The 19,614-nt window shown below is 60.6% G+C and carries 15 protein-coding genes; 2 read left to right on the forward strand and 13 right to left on the reverse strand.

The window, feature by feature from the left end; translation table 11 throughout:
* Window positions 1-8 precede the first annotated feature (8 nt).
* The 13 genes from VGM51_14605 to VGM51_14665 all read right to left on the reverse strand — a co-directional run bounded on the left by VGM51_14605 (window position 9) and on the right by VGM51_14665 (window position 17,512).
* Window positions 9-1,229, reverse strand: a complete 1,221-nt coding sequence (locus VGM51_14605; GenBank protein HEY3414268.1) for a glycosyltransferase — start codon at window positions 1,227-1,229, stop codon at window positions 9-11.
* A gap of 40 nt (window positions 1,230-1,269) precedes the next feature.
* Window positions 1,270-2,391: a glycosyltransferase family 2 protein gene (locus VGM51_14610; protein ID HEY3414269.1), complete on the reverse strand. Its 1,122-nt coding sequence runs from the start codon at window positions 2,389-2,391 to the stop codon at window positions 1,270-1,272.
* Window positions 2,388-3,506 (reverse strand): glycosyltransferase, encoded by a 1,119-nt coding sequence (locus tag VGM51_14615; GenBank protein ID HEY3414270.1) that lies wholly within the window; start codon window positions 3,504-3,506, stop codon window positions 2,388-2,390. Before VGM51_14615 ends, VGM51_14610 begins: the two co-directional genes overlap by 4 nt.
* On the reverse strand, window positions 3,493-4,722 hold the full coding sequence (locus VGM51_14620) for a glycosyltransferase (GenBank protein ID HEY3414271.1): 1,230 nt from the start codon (window positions 4,720-4,722) through the stop codon (window positions 3,493-3,495). The genes VGM51_14615 and VGM51_14620 overlap by 14 nt, the downstream gene beginning before the upstream one ends.
* Window positions 4,698-6,146, reverse strand: coding sequence for an O-antigen ligase family protein (locus VGM51_14625; GenBank protein HEY3414272.1), 1,449 nt, complete (start codon window positions 6,144-6,146; stop codon window positions 4,698-4,700). The genes VGM51_14620 and VGM51_14625 overlap by 25 nt, the downstream gene beginning before the upstream one ends.
* 97 nt (window positions 6,147-6,243) lie before the next feature.
* Window positions 6,244-7,851, reverse strand: coding sequence for an oligosaccharide flippase family protein (locus VGM51_14630; protein ID HEY3414273.1), 1,608 nt, complete (start codon window positions 7,849-7,851; stop codon window positions 6,244-6,246).
* A gap of 129 nt (window positions 7,852-7,980) precedes the next feature.
* Entirely contained in the window at window positions 7,981-9,042 is a 1,062-nt protein-coding gene (locus VGM51_14635) for a sugar transferase (protein HEY3414274.1), read from the reverse strand.
* Between the two features lie 222 nt (window positions 9,043-9,264).
* On the reverse strand, window positions 9,265-11,724 hold the full coding sequence (locus VGM51_14640; protein ID HEY3414275.1) for a polysaccharide biosynthesis tyrosine autokinase: 2,460 nt from the start codon (window positions 11,722-11,724) through the stop codon (window positions 9,265-9,267).
* A gap of 81 nt (window positions 11,725-11,805) precedes the next feature.
* Window positions 11,806-12,498, reverse strand: a complete 693-nt coding sequence (locus VGM51_14645) for an EpsI family protein (protein ID HEY3414276.1) — start codon at window positions 12,496-12,498, stop codon at window positions 11,806-11,808.
* On the reverse strand, window positions 12,488-13,447 hold the full coding sequence (locus VGM51_14650) for an exosortase/archaeosortase family protein (GenBank protein HEY3414277.1): 960 nt from the start codon (window positions 13,445-13,447) through the stop codon (window positions 12,488-12,490). The genes VGM51_14645 and VGM51_14650 overlap by 11 nt, the downstream gene beginning before the upstream one ends.
* A 15-nt stretch (window positions 13,448-13,462) precedes the next feature.
* A complete protein-coding gene (locus tag VGM51_14655) occupies window positions 13,463-14,788 on the reverse strand; it encodes a nucleotide sugar dehydrogenase (protein HEY3414278.1) in 1,326 nt (441 codons plus the stop codon).
* A 99-nt stretch (window positions 14,789-14,887) separates the two neighbouring features.
* A complete protein-coding gene (locus VGM51_14660) occupies window positions 14,888-16,060 on the reverse strand; it encodes an SLBB domain-containing protein (GenBank protein HEY3414279.1) in 1,173 nt (390 codons plus the stop codon).
* Between the two features lie 444 nt (window positions 16,061-16,504).
* Window positions 16,505-17,512, reverse strand: coding sequence for a response regulator (locus tag VGM51_14665; protein HEY3414280.1), 1,008 nt, complete (start codon window positions 17,510-17,512; stop codon window positions 16,505-16,507).
* Between the two features lie 351 nt (window positions 17,513-17,863).
* On the opposite strand from VGM51_14665, the gene VGM51_14670 reads away from it, so the two are divergent.
* Both VGM51_14670 and VGM51_14675 read left to right on the forward strand, forming a co-directional pair.
* Window positions 17,864-19,039 carry a hypothetical protein gene (locus VGM51_14670; GenBank protein HEY3414281.1) on the forward strand — a complete coding sequence of 392 codons (1,176 nt, stop codon included), beginning with the start codon at window positions 17,864-17,866 and terminating at the stop codon, window positions 19,037-19,039.
* Window positions 19,040-19,100: 61 nt separating this feature from the next.
* On the forward strand, window positions 19,101-19,614 hold a 514-nt coding region (locus tag VGM51_14675), incomplete at its 3' end, for a hypothetical protein (protein ID HEY3414282.1).

Consider the following 19,614-nt stretch of genomic DNA (forward strand, 5'->3'; position numbering starts at 1 on the left):
CTCCAGATTCAACCGTCATCGCGTTCCCCCCGACGAATTGCGTCACGCGCTTCCTGGTAGACGGATTCCTGCATCGCGCCCAATCGTTCCCAGCCATAGGCTGCTTGCACCGTGGCGCGCGCGGCCGATCCCATGAGATCGCGGGTGGCGGCATCGTTCATCAGGGTCAATACCCGACCGGCAAATTCACTCGGCGTGTCTGCTACCGCGATGTCGCGACCATCCGCCACATCCAACCCTTCGCAGCCGACCGTCGTTGAGACGATAGCCTTGCCCATCGCCATCGCGTCCAGTATTTTCAGCCGCGTGCCGCCACCGACCCGCAGCGGGACGACGTAGACCGCCGCATCGCCGACGTAGGGGCGAATGTCCGGAACCTGTCCCAACACGTTGATGCCGGCCGCACTCCCAAAGGCCTTGATTGACTCCGGGGGGTGCGCGCCAATCACGGTGAACTGAGCTTTCGGACGCGCGGCGCGGATGGCGGGCCAGATCGCGTCCACGAAGTAGTGTACGGAATCCACGTTCGGATAATAGGTCATCGACCCGACGAAAACGAGGTGGTCCGGGTTGGAGGCGCCCGGTAGAGGGTGGAAAAAAGCCGTGTCCACCCCGTTCGGAACAGTTCGGACCTCGGCTCCAGGCGCCAATTGGCGCAAAATTCCGGCGTCCAAGTCGGACACGGCAATCGTGCGGGTCGCGTTGCGCACGGCAGCCGATTCAAACCGTTTCAGGCGCTCGGCCTGCATTGTCCAGAATCGTTTGCTGAACCCGGTTTGGTTGGCGGCGCGCCGCTCCAGAAGGATGTACTCCACGTTGTGATCAACCTGCACTACAGGCGCGCGACCTGCAGATCCAGCGTAGACAGAAAGCGGCAGCATATCCAGATGTATCAGATCAATGTTGCGGGACTCCTTCACGCGATCTATAGCCCGGCGCATCCCCTGCGTATCGTACTTGGTGGCGACGAAGGGCCTTGAAGACAGGACATTCGCCGAAAGAGAGGCCGCAAGAGCAAGCTTCCCGCCGCCTGGAATCGGCAGTGCAACCACGTCCTCGCAGAACTCCCGAAGCACCGGCAACCCATCCCATTCCTCTTCGTGCTGAACAAACGTCAGAAACGAGACACAGTGCTGCCGGGCCGCCTCGCGCAACAGATGGAACGTGCGCAGGGCATGCCCGCCGGTGAGCGGCCATGGGCTTCGGGTTGATACGAAAAGTACGTGCATTGATTGTCTGGACTACGTGTCCCCTCAGAACGGCCCGATTCTACTTCCACGTCGTACGGTAGCGGCCCGTCGAAAATTTCAGCAAAGCGACAAATGCCGCGGCGTTCAGGACGCAGAACGTGGTACAGACCGAGGGCAGTTTCCCGCGAATGCGACCGCCCGAGGTGAGGGTCATGGCCCCAACACCATATACCACTCCCTGGCCGGCCAGCAGCGCATTGCGGCCCAGCCCCGGCTCCATCCCCAGGCTGCCAACGGCGAGGGTAATGAGCGCGATCGGCGTGACGGCGCGACAGACCTTATGCGACATCAGACTGAACAAGAGCGCCGCCGGGAACGGACGCGGGTGCGCCAGCAAAAAAGCGAACAACTGGAAGTTCCCAATGAGCGTGCGAACCTTCCGCCGAAACTCGCGATCCCCCTCTGCGACGCGGTCGAGCATCCGTATCTGATCGTCAACAATGAGACGATACCCGCGACGGGCTGCGGACAGCGGGATCATGACATCGTCCAGTATCATATCGTCGGGCGGCGCCTGGAAGAGCTCCCGTTTCATCGCATACAACGCGCCGGACAGCCCGGTGAGAAGACCCAGATCGCTTTCGCGGCGCCGCAGCCACTTTTCGAATTTCCAATACACTCCCACGCCGGATGCGGTCTCGTGGCCCGCTTCGTCCGTCAACGCCAGCTCGCCACCTACCGCCGCGACACCGGGATCCTGAAGTCGATGCGCGAAACGCCGAAACGCATCATGCGTCACCTGCTGCCGTACGTCCATAAACACCAGGATATCACCGGTCGCCTCCGCAACAACGCGGTTGAGAACCGCCGTCTTTCCAATTGGTTCGAATCTGAAAGGCCGTGGCCGACTGCGGTGCGAACGCACGATCTCGTCGGTAGCGTCGGTTGATCCGTCGGAGCCCACCAACACCTCGACGCGGTCCACAGGGTACTCCTGAGCCGCGATGTCATCCAGTTTCGCGCCGATATGAGCGGCCTCGTTGCGCGCCGCGATTACGACTGAGATGCTCGGCAGCCCCTCGCCGGAAGTCGCGGACGGCCCCTCCGGCCGCAGGGACTGTGGCAGCAGGCGCAGCAGAATCGCGTACCCGAAGTACGTGTACACCACGAAGGCGAGCGACAGCCATGCGAGCATAGTCATCTGCCTGCCGCCTCGCGGTATAGTACCTCGTATGCAGCCGCCATCGACGGCGCCGCGAATGAAGCTTCCACATGGCATCTGGCCGCGGCGCCCATCCTTGCGCGAAGGCTGCTGTCAAAACACAGTCTTTCCAGCGAGCGCGACATCGCTGCGGAGTCGCCTGCAGGAGACAGGAATCCAGTTACGCCGTCGAGCACCACGCGTCCGACGTCCCCTACGTCTGTCGCGGCGACAGGCAAACCGCATGCGCCCGCTTCGAGCACGGCCAGTGGAAGGCCTTCGCGGTGTGACGGCAGCGCCAGCACGTCAAGCGCAGGGTAAACGCATTTCATATCGTCGCGGCGGCCGACATAATGGGTTCTGTCGGATATACCCAGCGCTGATCCCTTAGCCCTCAAGTCCATTTCCAGCGGGCCGTCACCAATCAGGGCCAACCTCCAGGAAGTGTCCAATCTGGCGACAGCGTCCAGGAGAACCGTGTGCCCCTTTTCCTCGGAAAACCGGCCGACAACTCCAATCAGCGTCCCGTCCTTCGGCACTCCGAGTGAGTCACGAGCCGGGACGCGTGCCTCGGACGGCGTAAACCGGAGCGTGTCTATGCCGTTCCGGATCAAGTGAATGCGGCTAGGCATGACGCCGTATTCCCGGGCATCGGAAGCCGTCGCCTCACTCACGCCCACCACACTGTCGCATAGTCGCAATGCCCGATGGCCCACGCGGATCAACACCGCGGAATTGACCGTCGCGCGAAGGTCGCCATGCATGGTAAAGACCAGGCCCAACCCCAACGGCCGACCGACCACTGCGGCGATTACGACGGACTTGTAGTCGTGGCAATGTACAACATCCGGGCGAATGCGCCGAAATGCGGCGATTAAGCGCAAGAACACGATCGGGTCCACCGCGCCACGCGTCGGTAACAAGAGGGATTCGTAACCTTCGGCACGTAAGCAGTCGCACAACTCAGTGTGCGGCTCCCGAGCATCCGCAAGACACGCTACCACGGAGTCGCCGGAATACGCGTGGACCAACGTGCGGATGACACCCTCGGCACCGTAAAGACCGCAGCTGCTTCGCAAGTGGAGGACTCGCGGCGGCTTGCTAGCTGGCGTCATTGCGCCTCCCCGCGGCGGTCAGGTTGCGGTAAAGGTCGGCTGTGCGCCGAACCATGGCCTGCACGTCGAACTCTTCCGCCACGCGGTCCCGGCCGGCGGCGCCCATGGCTTTCGCACTGACACTATCCGCCAGAAGACCGCCAAGACGATGCGCGAGCGCTTCAACGTTTTCATGGGGCACAATGTAGCCGGTAACGCCTTCCAATACGCACTCGGCGTTGCCACCCACATCCGTCGCCACGACCGGCAAACCGGCCGCCATGGCCTCAATGATGGCGTTCGACATCCCTTCACTATGAGTGGATAACACGAAGACGTCCATTGCTGCCAGAATCCTCGCGACGTCTTTTCGCGCGCCGGCGAACGTCACGTGGTCCCGGATTCCCATTGAATCCGCCAATCCGCTCAGCCTGTCCATTTCGGTCCCCTCGCCCACAAGCACCAAATGTGAATTCGGGTGCGCGGCGGCAACCGGCCCCATGGCCTTGATGAGAGTGGTGTGGTCCTTGACCGGACGGAGGTTGCCAACCATGACGATCGCGGCAGCATCGTTCGGAACGCCGAGGTCGCGGCGCATTTCAGCGCGATCGCCACGTTCAGAAAACCGCGCCGGATCGAGGCCGTTATAGATGACCCGAATGCGCTCCGTGGCCACCCCCTCACGCTCATGTACCGCCGTCTGGACCGCGCGCGATGGAGCGATGAACGCCTTCACCTGGGGATCGATAAACCGCAGAGCCAACCGTCGCAACGGCGTTTGCGCGAAACCGAGGTCGCGGCGGCTGGATACAAGCGGGCATTTCAGGGCGCGGGCAACGCTCACGCCCATCCAGTCCGACTTGAAATGGAAAGTATGGATGGCGGCCACGCCTCTTCCCGCCGCTCGGCTGATGACATCGCGAACAACAGCGCGGCCGGCTGGCGCGTAAAGCCGGTGCACTGTCACCGGCCAGGTCTCGACGCCCGAGTCGGCGATCAACTTGAGGACAGGTTGGTCGCCGGCAAGGTTACACACAATCGGCGTGTACCCTTCGGAAGGAAGCCGCTTTGTTAGTTCCAGGAGGTGGGTTTCAGTGCCTCCCGGGCGCTCCAAAGCATCTATCAGGAATAGAACACTCGGTTGCATCGCTGCGTTGAGAGTCGGCATGCCACGCGATCGCGCCACGTGGGTGACCCGGGAAGTGTCCGGTTCTAGACCCACGAACGGTATCGCCATGGTGACACCGCCTTCAGCTTCTCCGCCGGCGCTTCCTCCACCACCACGGACTCGCCGGGAATCCGGCGTGAAAGCACCATGAGAAGGCCCAGCAATAACCAAAAGTGCTGCACACTGTAGAACCAGATCATTCGCGTTCCGAACGCGTTGTTCACCGCAAATGAGATCAGCGCCCCAAACACTCCCACGCCGAGGCCTTGTACAAAGGGCGTCCGTGCACGCTTGATGGCCTTCACGGTCTCTTTGCCCGCGGCGACTAAGAGAATGATGAACAGGCTGATGCCAACGATGCCCTGCTCCGCAGCCACGAGAACGTACTGGCTGTGCGGGTCCTTGAGTTCCTGGCCTCGAGCGGTTTCATTCTGCGCGTATCCGCGCCAACCGACGCCTAAGGGATTGGTGAGCATCAACGACAGGCCGTTCTTCCAGAACTCTTTACGGTTCTCGGCGCTCTTGTCGCCGCTCGTATTCATCCTTTCAACCACCGACGCAGGAAGCACGTAGGGAAGGAGCATGACAACGATCACCGCCGGCACGAGGTATCGCTTATGCTTGTACAAGATGACTGCGAGAACCCCAACCCCCAGAGCGATGTACGATCCTCTGGAATACGTGAAAAACGTCCCCAGCCCCCCCACCACAAAGGCCGCAAGGGCAGGCCAGCGCCAGACGCTCCGCCGCATGGCCAGGAACAAGCCGAGGCCGATCATGCAGTAGGACGACAAATAGGTGCCGATATCGTTCGAGTTGCCCTCCGGGAAGGTACCAGTGAGGGCGTATTTCAGTTTCTCGCTGTATGCCGTGATGTTCTGATCGTGAGTTTGCCACATAACGAAACAGGCTTCGAAGACAACGAGCGCGAGAACGGACCATACCGCCGCGACAGCCAGTTTATCGGAGCGCCAGCGGCGCCGGACAACCCAATACATCACATAGCCGCATGCCATCGCCAGCCATTCACCGGCAGCCTTGGCATCAAGGTTCGGCCAGCGCATGAAAGCCACATACAGCGCCAGCCCGCTCCAGGCGAGATACAGCAGTAGCGGCTTGTCGACGCTGGTAGCCTCGACAGACGCCTCCGAGGTTGAGAATCGCTGCAACCAAGCCCCCACAACCAGGACGATAACAACGAGATTGATGGCCGTCAGGCCTGTGCCTGGCGCCAGGGAACCGATCTTCTGGGTCCATATTTCCAGCGGCGCAAGAATTGTGATGACCAGCAAAGCCCATTCCGACTTGAACACCGCCGCGATCAGCACGAGGATTCCGAGGAAAACCCCTGTTGGGATTAGCCAACCCTCTGATGCCGAAATGGCAATTCCAATGGCCAGTCCCAGCAGTACGGCAACGATCGCGGGTAGATAACCCCGTATGCGCTCTTCCAATAACTGATCACGACGCCATTGGCTTTCGTATTCGTTCATTTGCGGCCCTTCCAGACAGGCAGATACCCAAGCGGAGAAGCAGCCTTTGCCTTCCCGCGAATTATCACCTATGAAATGTTATCGGCGAAACTTCGCCTCACACTGAGCCGGCGACGACCGCGGGTTTGTGACCCGTCACCAAAGCCAGCCAGGCTGTCGGCAATCGATGCTCGCCAAGCCACTTGTGTCCCGATTCCACAACCCATTTTGCGTTGGGATCGAGGGGCGTGGCGATGCGCGCGTAGAGCACGGCCCCGGCGACAACCCGGGCCAGCGTCATCAGGATCCCATGGCCACCGGGGATAACGGCGACAAGCACCGCGATGCCGATGGACAGGACCACGGCGCGCGCGAGCGAAGCCCACTGCCAGTATACGCGGAGGTATCGCGATGCCCCGATCCCGGTTGCCAGCAGTACCAAACCGTAAGTGATGAAAGTCGAGACCCCGCCACCCACATAACCCATCCTCGGGACCAGCACCCAGTTCAGCGCGGCGTTCACGGCGACCGCCGCCACCATGATGCTTGTGAACGCCTTGGTACGTTTCTCCACGAGGAAACCCACGGCCACCATCGGGCAGAACACCGACGTAAGGGCCAGGCCGGCCAGCACCCACGGTATCACCTTCGCCGCGCCGGCGAACGCTTCTCCCGAGATGACCACGACAACAGTTGGCGCCGCAACACAGAACAGCGCCAGGGCGGGAAACACCGCGATGGCGTATCTGGCAGCGGATCTGGACAAGAATTCTGCGGTCCGCGCCGGGCCCTCGGTCTCCCACAAACGGAAGCAGTGCGGCGTGACCACCATTTCGACCGGGAACGCCAGCAATGCCGGCACTATCTCGGCTATTCCATATCCCGCACCATACAACCCGACCGCCGCCCGACCGCTGAAGTGAGCGATGATGAAGTTGTCGCAGTAGGCGACCATCACCGAAGCGACTTCATAGATGATAAGGGGCAATCCATACGATAACGCCATTCTCACCTGCGGCACGCAGAACAAGCGGACGCCCAAGTGATGTGAGCGCCACCAGCCGATAAGATAGTAGAGCGTTACAAACGTCTCTGCCGCGATTCCGGCGATCAGGAACGCCGAAACCGTGTGATAGACAAGCAGGCTGCTGATGCCGCAGATCAGCGAGGCATAGCGCAGGACCACAGAGTACGCCGTGGCTTCCTTGCTCCGCCTCTCCGCGCGCTGCAACGCCGCGAGTACTGAGGTAACCGTTCTCGGCAGCGCCCAGAGACCGGCAAGGACCATATATGGCGAAGTTGCACGCCCGCCCAGCATCAGCGAAAGGATCGTGTCCGCGATCGAATGCTTCGGGACGTGGCCGGACATGTACAACCAGACGGAACCCGTCAGCACCGCGCAGAACACGAAGGCGGACACGGTTGCGGCGATAAGCAGGCTGCTCTGTAGCGTCTGCTCCGCGCGCTCCTCGCCCTCTTTTGGACGGCCGGCAAACCGGATGGAAGCGTGCGAGAGGCCCATCTTGCTCACCGCCGTCAGCAGGATAAGCATCCGCCCCACCAGGTTGACGATGCCGTATGCTTCGGTTCCCAGGCCACGCGTGACGATCGGAAGAGAGATGAATCCGGCCGCCATGATGGCAACCTGACCACCGAAGTAATGGCTGATCTGACGCAGCAACGAAGGCGGAGTGCCCGGTGTATTCGATTGTTCGGTTGTGGTCATCCAGGGGTACCACATGCGCAGGCCAGGCGCAAGAACAGTAAAGAATGGGGACGGGCTCCATCGTGCCCGTCCCCCAAAGAAGTAACCGGGCCGGCAAATGGCGGCTCCGCGGGGGTAACCTCGATATACCTAACTGCCGGAACCGTTGAACATCTCACGAAACGTCTGGACAAGGATTTTGGTGTCCAGAAGCAACGATTGGTTGTACACATACAGCATATCGTAGCGCAGTTTCGTGTGTACGTCCGTCAGATAGTAACCGTGTACCTGCGCGAGGCCGGTGATGCCTGGGCGCACCTTGTGGCGCTCGTCGTAGCCGGTCACTTCCGCCCGGAACTTCTCGACGAAAACCGTCCGCTCGGGTCGCGGCCCCACGACGCTCATATGCCCCAGAAGCACGTTCAGGAACTGCGGAATCTCGTCCACGCGCGTCTTGCGGAGGAGCCTGCCAAACGGCGTAACCCGGGCATCCGCTTTACCGCTGGACAGCACCGGACCCGTGGATGCCTCCGCGTTCGAAACCATCGTGCGGAATTTGAGGCACCGGAACAGCCGCCCGTTCCGGCCAACGCGTTCCTGGGAAATCAGGATCGGCCCCCGTGACGTCAGCTTGATGCCCAGCATCACCAGCAGATCCACCGGCGAAGACACCAGTAGAATCAACAACGACACGAAGATGTCGAAACCGCGCTTGAGGATTCGGCTGGGATAACTCAGTCCGGTTGGAGCGTGCAGGTGGATCAGGGGGACGTCACTGATCGTCTGGAATTCCGGCTTGGCGATCATCGTTTCATAGAGGGTCGGAACGACGTGGACTCGCAGGTGCGAATGGCCGTTCACAAGGCTCTCCGCCACGCGTTGCTGCCACGAAGGAGCGTACGCTACGACGACCTCGTCCACTGAATGCTCATCGACCACGCGGAGCACATCATCATGGCCGCCCAAGATGCTGTCCTTCAGCGACGCCGCCATCGCAGCGTCATCCTCGATGAACCCGACGACGTGGTACCCGGGGCGTCGTTTGAGCTGTTCCGCCAGAATGCGGCCGGTTTCACCTGCGCCCACAATCAGGATCCGTTTCGTGACGGGCACGGCGGTATCGCGCGCCTGGGCAGGCGCCCATTCCGCCGCGTCGAATTCCGCATTGCCGCTCCACGTTTCCACTGATTGCTCCGATTTCTGTCGCTTCATCGCGCGAGGATCCCGTCAATACATGCCGATGAGAGCACAATGAGTGCCAATTGCTGATTCGACGCCTCGTCTACACGAATCCGGCGCCGTCAGTTCCCGCTATGCATGTATGCCGCGAAATCCGCGATCTGCGAACTCCTAACTTGACGTTCTCTCGATGATAGGTCAGGCGGTCGGTATCTGGTGCCGGGCGGGCGCGTAACCCGCCCGGCACCGTATACCCTAGATCTCGTCGTCCGAACCGCGCTTCGGCAGAGCAGGCTTCGCGCTGGCAGCAGCCGCGGTTGACCCGATCTCCGGCCTGGCCGACGTTCCGTAGTAGTGCGCGAAGTAGCGGGCGCTGTCTACCTGCTGCAGCGGCATATCGTTCAGCACAACGCCGACGATGCGCGCCCTGGTCTTGTTGAGCAGGTTCTTGACCTGCATTTCCGATCCGGATGGCGCTTCGTTCGCGCGAACCACAAGCAGCACGCCATCGACCATCGTCGCCAGCGTGGCCGCGTCCGCGAAGACAACCGCGCTCGGGGTGTCAAACAGGACGAAGTCGAAGTCGCGCTGCAGGTCCGCGATGACTTCCTTCATCTTGACGGAGCGCAGCAATTTCCAGGCGTTCTCCGCCTTCGGGCCGCCCGGCATGACGTAGAGGTTCTCGATCTCCGTTCGCTGAAGCACATCGCTCGGCAATTTGCCATTGCTGAGCACGGTGGTGAGCCCCAGGTCGTTGGGTACGTTGAACACGTTATGAAGGCTCGGGCGTCGAAGGTCCGCGTCCACTAGAACAACCGTCTGACCGGCCTGCGCCAGCGTAATCGCCAGGTTGCAGATCGTGCTGGTACCACCCTGCCCGGGTTTGGCCGTGGCCACCATGATTGTCTTGAACGGCTCGTCTCCGGCCGCAGACAAGAGGATGTCCGTACCGAGGAAGCGGTAGGATTCCGCTTGTGGCGAGGAGGGCAGTTTGTGCGTAACCTGCGCCAGCATGCCGCGGTTAGGGCCGTCGAGGCGCGGAACCACGCCATTCACCGGCACGTCGAGCATTCGCTCCACGTCCACTGCGGATTTCACGCTGGTGTCCAGGAAGTCGAGTGCCAGGATCACGCCCGCTGAACCGATCAAACTCAGGAGAATCGCGGCGATGAACATCGTCCAATTACGCTTGACGCTGCCTTCCAACGCGCGGGTCTCCGGGTGTTTGTCGGCGGGATTGCGGCCAGCCCAGAACCGGACTTCCAACGATCCCTGAGCTTTAGTGAGTTCCAACGCCTCTTCTGACGCTTTCAGCTTCTTGCCGACTTCCTGAAGCCGTTCGGCCGCGGAACTGGCCTGGCCGGCAAGCGTAATCGACTGTTTGTATGTGTCGGGCAGGTCGGCGATCAGCTTCGCCCGATCCGCCATCACGGTGTTCAGGCGAGCGAGGCGGGCGGACAGTCCGTCGCGGCTCTGTTTCAATTTTGCAATCTCACGGTCGAGCGTCAGGTATTCGTCGTTCTCAGTGTATGTTGTCGTCGTTACAAGTGAGCCCTCGACCTTCTTCAGCCGATTCTGAAGGGCTTTCAGCTGGTCACGCATCCGCACCATCTCGGGATTCCGATCCGTCCAGACGGCGGATTTTTCGGCAATCGACGCATTTAGAGTGCTGATCTTGTCGCGAAGCGAACTGATCTCGCCACTGTCAGCCTGAGCCGGGTGCTTCAGCATCCTCGGAAGTGATACCAGGCGCGCTTGCTTGGCCTTGATCTGAGCGTCCAGGTCCCCAAGGCTCACGTTCATCGAGTCCACGTCCTGGCGGGTCGTGTCCTTGTTCTTGATTGCGAGACTAACCTGATCAGGCAGGAAAATGTCCTTGTGGGTGCGGCGGAAGTTGTCCAATGCGGACTGCGCCGCGCTCATCTGCCGGGCAGCCTGATTCTGCTGGGCGGTGAAGTAGTTCACCGCCGATTGTGCCGTGGTAAGGTTGCGGTCGTCGTACGCCGATTTGTAAGCAGCTGTAAGCGCGCTGGCCAAGACTTCCGCCTTCACCGGCACCCTATCCCGCACGGACAACACAATGTCGCGTGAGTTCAAGGGAGTGACTTCGATGTTATTGATCAGATCAACATAAGTTTCATTGATACGCGCCGGAGAGATGAAGTCTTCGGAAATGGCGTTGTCCTTTTCCTCGACGACGGCCAGCAGATAGATGAAGTCAGTCCATGCAGATTTCGGGATCCCACTCCCGGCGAGGTCCTTAGGAATCTTGTGCGGCAAACCATCGTTCGGAGGGTCCAGTTTATACTTGATGCTGGCGTAGTTGGGCCTGGCCCCCTGTTCGTAAAGGGCTTCGGGCTTACCGGGGACCGAACTTCCTTTCAGGGACTCTTCCAGCCCCTGCTTCAATAGTCGCGCGTTCGCGAGGTAGAGGACAGCGTTGTATACGTTGTCCGGCGCCTTCACTTGCTCGTAAATCCGCTTCGCCTCTTCCATCTTGGCGTCTTCGGTCAGAACCGGAAGGTTCTTCGGGTCGTTCCCGGCGTTGATTGCGGCCCGCATCGCCTCTGCCGTTGGGCCGAAGCTCGTCTGGGCGTCGTATTTTCGGGCGAGGGACAGAATGCCGAGGCCAACCACGGTGGTTGTCAGCAGCACCACGCCCAGAATCAGCCACCTGCGAGCGACCAGTACTCGGTATGCTCTCCAGAAATCCATTGTTATCGTCTCCTTGCGGCGCCCAGTGCCCGCCAGAGCAGGGCAGAAAATAATGCCACCGCGAATCAGAGTGTGTACCGTCTACCCGATACGTTTCTTCAGTTCCGGGTAGATGCGAGTGATGAAATCCTTGGCCCGGGCGAGCGCCACGTCTTCCGTGGAAACGACCGGAATGATTACTCTCACCAGCGCGCCGGTCCGGCGCTTTTGCTGGAAATGGGCCATCAACAGGTTCCAGTTATGCTTCATCAAACTTGGTGTCGCGTTGTCGCCCTGCACGAAGCAGTACAAGACCACTTGCTTATAGTCATGCCCGTCTATGACACGCTGTATCAGGAACCGGTTCATCTCGATAGGCAGTCCGCCCTCCGCAACCGGTTCGTCCGATTTCTCCATAATCTGCCAGCCGCCGCCGGGCAGACAGAACCCCGGCGAATGGAACGACTGCTTCAGATGTCCGTACACCACCAGAAAACTCAGCGGCCACCCGATGGGGTCGCGGTATTCGCGAAAAACGTAGTCGTCCGGCTTCAGCAGATCCAATGACAACTTGTCCAGGTCCTCGTTCTGCTTGCACGTCCACTCGCCGACTGCCAGGGGCAGTTGTGTCAGCCCCACGTTGTGCGAGTAAGCATCCGGGACCTTCATACTATCCGCCATCCGTACCAGCGGGGCAGTAAGCAAGAACAGGGCCAGGACGACAATCCAGCGAAGAAGACCGATGGGCGGCGACTTAGTCTCAACTGCGGGCGCGATAGCGGTTTCAGAACGCATCGTCGTTCTCCTTCGGCATCGTCGCCACGGGGGCGCCGGGCGCTCCGGCTGTCGCGACGGCTGGAGAGCGCATCAGCGCGTTTCGCAGCGCGATCAGCAGCAGAGTGTTGATGAAGAAGAGCACCGGCGCCGACCAATCGTGAAACGCCTTGGCCGCCAGTTGAGGATCGATCCAGTTGCCCACGCACAGAATCAGGAACACGCGAAACACGTTGGCGATAAACGCCATCGGGATGCCCAGAAGGAAGAGCAGCCAGCGCTTCCACAGCGAGATTGGCGTGAAGTAGGCGAACCCGGCCGCGAGGCACAACAGCGCGACCAGCGAATGCATCCCGCTGCAGGCGACCGCAACCTCGAACGTCGCTTTGGGCGCTGTGCGGGCGGCATTCAAAATGGTGAGGTTGTTCCCGTCACGCACGATCGGGATGCCCACGATCGACGCCAGTATCGCCGAATAGGTGCTGGTACCCAACTGCATGGGAACGCTGATTTGTTCGACCAGAAGATCCGGCCACGGGACCATGAACCAGAGAAAGCCGTACGGGAAGAGAAGCCGTTTGAACAGTTGCCAACCGCAGAAGTAGACCAGCATCCCGCCAAGCACAACCACGAACGCGACAAACGGCAGGAACAGCACGTCGGCCCACGCACCCGCGAGCAGTATCAGGAGTCCCGCGACAATACCCAGCAGGCCGGTCCAAGCCGGCGCTATCAGCGTGTTCATCCAGCGGTCGCGCGAGAACCAGGCGATGCCGATCGCCGCAGGGGCAACGATCCAGCCGTGCGAGAACGTGGGGTCGGTGTTCCATCGGTCCGCCATATTCGCGATGGCGTCCTTGAACAGGTACAGAAAAGCCAGACCGACGAGGACCGCCGGCGCATAGGCGCGTGCCAGAGACGAGACGTCTGCCTGCCTGCCCGGATATGTGTTTGTTGGGTTATCAGCCATGGAATATTCGGACGATCAGAGTTTCACGACGCGGCCGGCAAGGTGTTCGATGCCCTTGGTCGCGTTCCTGGTATCGACGAAGAGGCGGCAATTCGGTAGGATTTTGTCCCAGTCGTACGCGCAATGATCGGTAATCAGCAGCACCGCGTCGTTCGCCGCGATCGTTTCCGGGTCCAGGTCGACGCTCTCCGCCGACCACTTGTCCAGCTTCATCTCGGGGACAAACGGGTCGTTATAGGACACGACGGCGCCCTTTGCGCGAAGGGATTGGATGATCTCGATCGCGGGGCTCTCGCGCATATCCCCCACGTTTTTCTTGTAGGCGATGCCCAATACCAGGATGCGGCTGCCCTTGAGGGGCTTGCCGTCTTCGTTCAGCCCATCGGAGACCAGTCGGACCACGTGTTCCGGCATCCCACCGTTCACTTCTCCGGCCAGCGCGATGAACTTGGCCTCGAAGCCGTTGAGCCGTGCTTTCCAGCTGAGGTAGAACGGGTCCAGCGGAATGCAGTGCCCGCCGATGCCGGGGCCGGGGGTGTGCTTCATGAAGCCGAAGGGTTTGGTGGCCGCGGCATCTATCACCTCCCAGACGTCCACGTCCAGGTGATGGCACATTAACGCCAACTCGTTGACCAACGCGATGTTGACGCTGCGAAAAGTGTTTTCCAGAAGCTTCGCCGTCTCGGCCACCCGCGCTCCGGATACGGCAACCACGTTTTCGACAGCGGTCTCGTACAACTCGACGGCTTTGCGGGTACATAACGGCGTCACGCCGCCCACGATCTTCGTGATGTTGCGCGTGCCGAATTTCGCGTTGCCGGGGTCCACGCGTTCCGGGCTGAACGCCAGGAAGAAATCCACCCCCACTGTCAGGCCGCCCTGGCTGAACATCGGCAAAAGCAATTCCTCCGTGGTGCCGGGGTACGTGGTGCTTTCCAGCACCACAATCTGGCCTTTGCGCAGATACTTTGCCACCTGTTCGGCGGCGGCAACGATGTAGGAGACGTCCGGGTCTTTAGTCTTCCGAAGCGGCGTCGGAACGGCGATTATGATGGCATCCGCGTTTGCCAGGAGCGAGAAATCCGTGGAGGCGGTCAGGTTGCCGGAATCGACGAGGCGCGCGATCTCGGATGACTCTACATCGGGGATGTAGGACGCTCTCGCGACGATGGACTCCACCTTGCGCTCATCCACATCAAGGCCAACGACGTTGTGGCCGGCGGAGGCGAACTCAACCGAGAGAGGCAGGCCAACATAGCCTAGCCCGATAACAGCGAGGGATAGCGGATGGCGCGCCGGCGCGGATGCGGCGGGCTCAGTTTGTGCCAGGGATGACAACATTCAAGCTTGCTCCAGGATTCGAAAAACAGTTTGGTCAACACCGGGGTGGAGCGGTTCCAGGCACCCACCCCGGCGTTAATGTCTCTTGGCTCAACCAGGTCAATGCCGGTACAGGGCCTTGTAGAGGAGAATGCTGGTGATTGTGGGCAGGATGGTGCCCATAGCACCCTCCAGACCACTATTCCGCCTCTCTTTAACCGGGTCCTGCCCCACAGTCACGGTGTCGCCGCGTTCCAGCGGGATGTTCTGAGTCACGTCGCCCTTGTTGATGAACTGCTCGTAATTGACGCTGGCGGGCGTACCCTTCTTGTGGATGATCTTGATGTCCTTGGTGCGCGCCCGCTCAACGAACCCGCCGGCCTTCGTCAGCGCGTCTGAAACGGTCATTCCCGGCTCGTACCCGAACGTTCCCGGGGTCTTTACGCCGGCGCCCAGAACGATCACCTGGTTGTTCTTGTTGTTCGGAACCATCACGGTGTCGTCTTCCGTGAGGTACAGGTTCTTCGTTAGCGGACTGTCTTCGCCGCGGGCCTCGGCGTCCAGGTCAACTGTCACCTGGGTGCCGTCCTTATGCTGAATGACAACCGCGCTCTTGTCCGCGTTATCCTTGAAACCGCCGGCGAGGGTTACGGCCTCCATCGGCGTCAGCTTGAGCTTGAAGTCTTTCTCGCCGGGAGTCGTTACTTCGCCGAGGATCTTGACCTTGCCCTGGGCCTTCGGTGGCACGTAGAGCGTGTCGCCGGTCTCCATAAGTTCGTTCTTGGTCATGTCGCCCCGGAAGAGGGCGTCCAGGTCCACCACGCGCGGCTGGGTCTCTCCCTTGCGGAGAATGACTGCCTTCGCGCGATCGGCGTTGTCTGTGAACCCGCCGGCCTTCTGGATGACGTCCATCAGCCGGTAGTCCGCCTTGAGTTTCACGTCGCCAGGGGTTTTCACTTCGCCGGAAACGAGCACGGTTGTGTTCGTGGGTGAGGTGATCTCGACGGTGACGACGGGGTTCTTGATGAGGTCGGAAAGCTTCTTGGTAAGTTCAGCCTTCAATTCGTCGGCCGTCTTGCCGGTGGCGACCACGTTGCCGATGTTCGGCACGAAGATGTTGCCTTCGTCGTTGACGGTGAACGATCTTGAGTAATCAGGCTCGCCAACGACCTTGATGTTCAGGCTGTCGCCGGAGGTGATCACGTAATCACGAGCGTGAGCCGGAAGGCCGATGAAAAGCACGGCCACCAGAGCAATGATCCCAGAGACGAGCCAGGTGCGTCTTCCCTGCATGATGAGAGGTTCCTCCTGTCGAAGCCTGGCGGATCGGCGCAAATGATTCCGCCCAAAAGTTATACACAGTGCCACGCCTGTAACAGCCTATCGGTACAACCGCAAGACATTCTTAGCCCTGCAAACCGTACAAGCTGAACATGCACACGCAAGTTCCGTGCCAATTAGTGAAACAGACAGGCAGGCCACGAGCATGGGACACGGCCGCCATAGCAATGTTCCGCAAAAGACGCAGAATTGGTGCTACTTTTTGAGCGGCGCTACAGGCGTGCCGGAAACGGGGTGTCGGCTCTGCGACGCGTAAACAAGAGGCAAAAACGACCGCCCGGGGGCGCCATGCTCCACCGCTTGAGTATATCACGCGGACGCGGAATCGTGCGATACGGGGAAGGCTGGAACATGGGCTCTCATGGATGCACTAAGCGTGCAACCACTCGCCCAGATTCAGGCGGCGATGTTCGCCTGCAGAAGGGCGCGAGCCTCGTCCTCCAGGCCCACGAACTCCAGCCCCATGGTGAACCGCTCGTTCGGCGTGGTGGCATCCCACACCACCCGGGCGCGGCCCTGCAGCGGATCGCCGGCCCCCGGAATAGCGACGCTGAACAGCACGGAACTGTTCGCCGGCACCGTGGCTTCGCCGCTCACCATCATGCCGGTCTGGCTCACGTTCACGCTCTCCCAGGAAGTTGACAGCTTGAACGGTTTGCCCTTGTCACCCGGCGGCAACACCTCCAGGCGCACGGGCCAGGCGACCGGCACACGCGTCGCCGCGCGGCGCTGGTGGCGTTCGATGATGTCCGGCTTCGAGAGGACCAGGCCGGACCTCGGCGCGGGCATGGCGTCCTGAACGCGCGAGTTGAACGAATACAGCGCGTCCCGCCCCGTGAGAGTCACCCGCACCGCTGCGCCGGCGGACGGGATGACCGCACGGCCATCTTTGACCGGCGCGGTGACCACCAGCGTGTCCTCGGTCTCGTCCTGCACGGCTCCGGTGCCGTAACAAAGCCCGCCGGCGTCCGGCACGACCATCCGCAGGACCTGCCCTGGGGTGAAGAGCGCGAACGCGGAGGAGCTGGAACCGACCACCCGCCGCGTCTTGAGCGCATTGGCGACTGCCGTAACCATCATGTCCAGGTTGAACGGCTTCTCCAGGTAGGTGACAAAATCCGTGAGGCCTTCAGGCTTTCCGTACGCGCTCATCAGCACTACGGGAAGCTCCGGACGGATGGCGTGAATCGCTTTGAGGGTCTCCTGGCCGCTGAGGCCGGACATCTGAACGTCCAGGACCACGGCGTGAACGGCGTATCGACGGAGGACCGTGAGGGCCTCCGCGCCATCGTAAGCGGCAAGCGTGCTATAGCCTTCCCGGCGCAATCTGGCTTCGAGTACGCGGACGAGGTTCCGCTCATCGTCTACCAGCAGCACTGTTTGTTTCACAGATGGGGTTGCCATGACTCTTTGCTCACGCGGAGATTCGGAGCGCTTGAGATCGGCGACGAGCGGCATGGTCTCTGGTCCCTTCCAGCTAGGCGCTGCCACGCCGGGAGCCGAAGCCTCTAATAAAAAGCGCGACCTGCTTCCGCCAGGTCCTTCGAAATATAGTAGTGGCAATAAACGCGCCAAGGGCCAATTGATAAGCGAGGGGGCACATAACTTTTTGACAATTGGGGGCAAATGCGGTGCGGTTCATGTTTCCAGGGGTACCGCAAAATAGCTTGCTTATTAGACTGGGCGAGTTTAGCACGGTGTGCTATACATAGATTCACAACGCGGACAGAGGCGTCCTCGCTATCTGCAACTCCCTTGCACAACACGAAAGGACTCGATTTATGCACGCACTGTACCCCCCCCGCGGCGTTGGTTCGTGGCCTGACCCTCCTCCTCCTCTGTGGCGCGGCGCTTCCGCACGCGCTGGCGGACGAATCGCGGATTGATGTTACCGGGGTTAGCCCCGCTGCCGGGAACGTGCTCATTGCCGACGGTGGATGCCGGCACTACGTGGAATTCACCGCCTATGACGAGAACGGAAATGAAGCCAGCCAGGTACAGATCAACTTCCAGATGACCTGCTCGCCATCCGGCAATGCATCGCTCTCTGCCACCAGCGCCACCACCAACGGCACCGGCCGAGCGGGCGTATTCATCACCGGGTCCGGACACTGCACAGGACAAGTGCGAGCGTATATGGGCGGTTACGAGGTCTGCTCGGACTGGACCTCATTCACCTTCGTGACCGGGCATTGGAATCCGGTCACGGTTAACGGCGTAACGTCTGACGGCGACCCAACCATTACGCACGCGACCGGCACCGGCAGTGGATCCTTTGCAGTGACTGGACCCTATTCCGCCGACCTTGGCCCGGTCGCTTGGTGTGAGTTCAACTTCGATTCGCGAGTGTCAAACTCGGGATCCCCGAGCAGCGGAGGAACCGGTGGAGACATCGATATAACAGGCAAGGGTGTAAACGACGCCTACGCCGAATGCGAAACGCGAATGACTCAGGTGTATGGAACGACCAAGACCGCAATTGCCGACGCTACGATCCACCTTGGGGACACCTTTAGTATCTCGTGGGTCAAGGACGATTTATCTTATGCGGGCGTGCCGCTGGGAAACACCCTTAACGTAGACATCTGCCGCTACTCATATGCTTCGCACAACAATACTTCAGGAGGCGCCCAGGCAATCGCAGGCATCACCCCCCTTTCCACGCTCACGGCGGCCGCATCAGGCGCCGGCGAGGTAACACAGAACTACTTCGAAGGCTACAACAACGGGGCGCTTCCCGAGGGATATACCAACCCTGTTACATTGTACAACTCGAATCCGAATGGGAACACTATCTCAAAGACGGCTGACCTCTATACGACGATCACATCCTCATCATACCCCGATCCGTCAGTCACCTCGAACAGTGGATACGCCAAGGGCAACAATAAGGCCGTGGTTCGTTCCCCCCATACGCACATCAACCCCTAGCTGCATCCCGCACCGCGTGAGTGCGGCTTTGGGCCGCGCTCACGCTCAAGGAGTGAAACAGATGAAGCCATATGCGTTATTCGCGGGGGTTGCCATTGCCGGGTTCGCCGCCGGCGCCGTCACCCAGTTGGCGCATTCAGACCCGAAGCCGCCCGCGCTCATTCGCCCCAACCCCAACGTCGTCATCCTTCACGCTGAGAAGACAGTTACCATTGAAAAGCCCGACCTGACGCTCAGTAACCTGGCTTCAGAACTTGGGAAGCAAACAAGTTACAAGTTCATAGTGGACAAGCGTTTCGCGGCCAGCAAGACGCCGTACGCGGTGCTTTGCCGCAACACCCCATTCAGTCGCGTGCTGGCGGCATCCGGATATCTCAACGGCGCCAAATGGCAGCGCAGGGGCATGACCTACACACTCCGCCCCCTCACTTCAACGGAACGCGTTATCGATGCGGAGCGCTACGAGGGAATGATCAACCGAATCGAGGCATACCTCGGAGCCATAGACCCCAACGATCCCAGCCTGACGCTCCACGTTCGGCAGGACATAAACGGCATAGCAGACTGGCACCTCC

The sequence above is a fragment of the Armatimonadota bacterium genome (assembly GCA_036504095.1).
In the GTDB taxonomy this organism is placed as follows: Bacteria; Armatimonadota; DTGP01; order JAKQQT01; family JAKQQT01; genus DASXUL01.

What these genes read in the sequence shown, in the direction of transcription:
- VGM51_14635 (HEY3414274.1), bottom strand. Translation starts at nt 9,042, where the DNA reads ATGAAGCGACAGAAATCGGAGCAATCAGTGGAAACGTGGAGCGGCAAT.
- VGM51_14605 (HEY3414268.1), bottom strand. Translation starts at nt 1,229, where the DNA reads ATGCACGTACTTTTCGTATCAACCCGAAGCCCATGGCCGCTCACCGGC.
- VGM51_14660 (HEY3414279.1), bottom strand. Translation starts at nt 16,060, where the DNA reads ATGCAGGGAAGACGCACCTGGCTCGTCTCTGGGATCATTGCTCTGGTG.
- VGM51_14620 (HEY3414271.1), bottom strand. Translation starts at nt 4,722, where the DNA reads ATGGCGATACCGTTCGTGGGTCTAGAACCGGACACTTCCCGGGTCACC.
- VGM51_14665 (HEY3414280.1), bottom strand. Translation starts at nt 17,512, where the DNA reads ATGGCAACCCCATCTGTGAAACAAACAGTGCTGCTGGTAGACGATGAG.
- VGM51_14655 (HEY3414278.1), bottom strand. Translation starts at nt 14,788, where the DNA reads ATGTTGTCATCCCTGGCACAAACTGAGCCCGCCGCATCCGCGCCGGCG.
- VGM51_14630 (HEY3414273.1), bottom strand. Translation starts at nt 7,851, where the DNA reads ATGACCACAACCGAACAATCGAATACACCGGGCACTCCGCCTTCGTTG.
- VGM51_14625 (HEY3414272.1), bottom strand. Translation starts at nt 6,146, where the DNA reads ATGAACGAATACGAAAGCCAATGGCGTCGTGATCAGTTATTGGAAGAG.
- VGM51_14610 (HEY3414269.1), bottom strand. Translation starts at nt 2,391, where the DNA reads ATGACTATGCTCGCATGGCTGTCGCTCGCCTTCGTGGTGTACACGTAC.
- VGM51_14650 (HEY3414277.1), bottom strand. Translation starts at nt 13,447, where the DNA reads ATGGCTGATAACCCAACAAACACATATCCGGGCAGGCAGGCAGACGTC.
- VGM51_14640 (HEY3414275.1), bottom strand. Translation starts at nt 11,724, where the DNA reads ATGGATTTCTGGAGAGCATACCGAGTACTGGTCGCTCGCAGGTGGCTG.
- VGM51_14645 (HEY3414276.1), bottom strand. Translation starts at nt 12,498, where the DNA reads ATGCGTTCTGAAACCGCTATCGCGCCCGCAGTTGAGACTAAGTCGCCG.
- VGM51_14615 (HEY3414270.1), bottom strand. Translation starts at nt 3,506, where the DNA reads ATGACGCCAGCTAGCAAGCCGCCGCGAGTCCTCCACTTGCGAAGCAGC.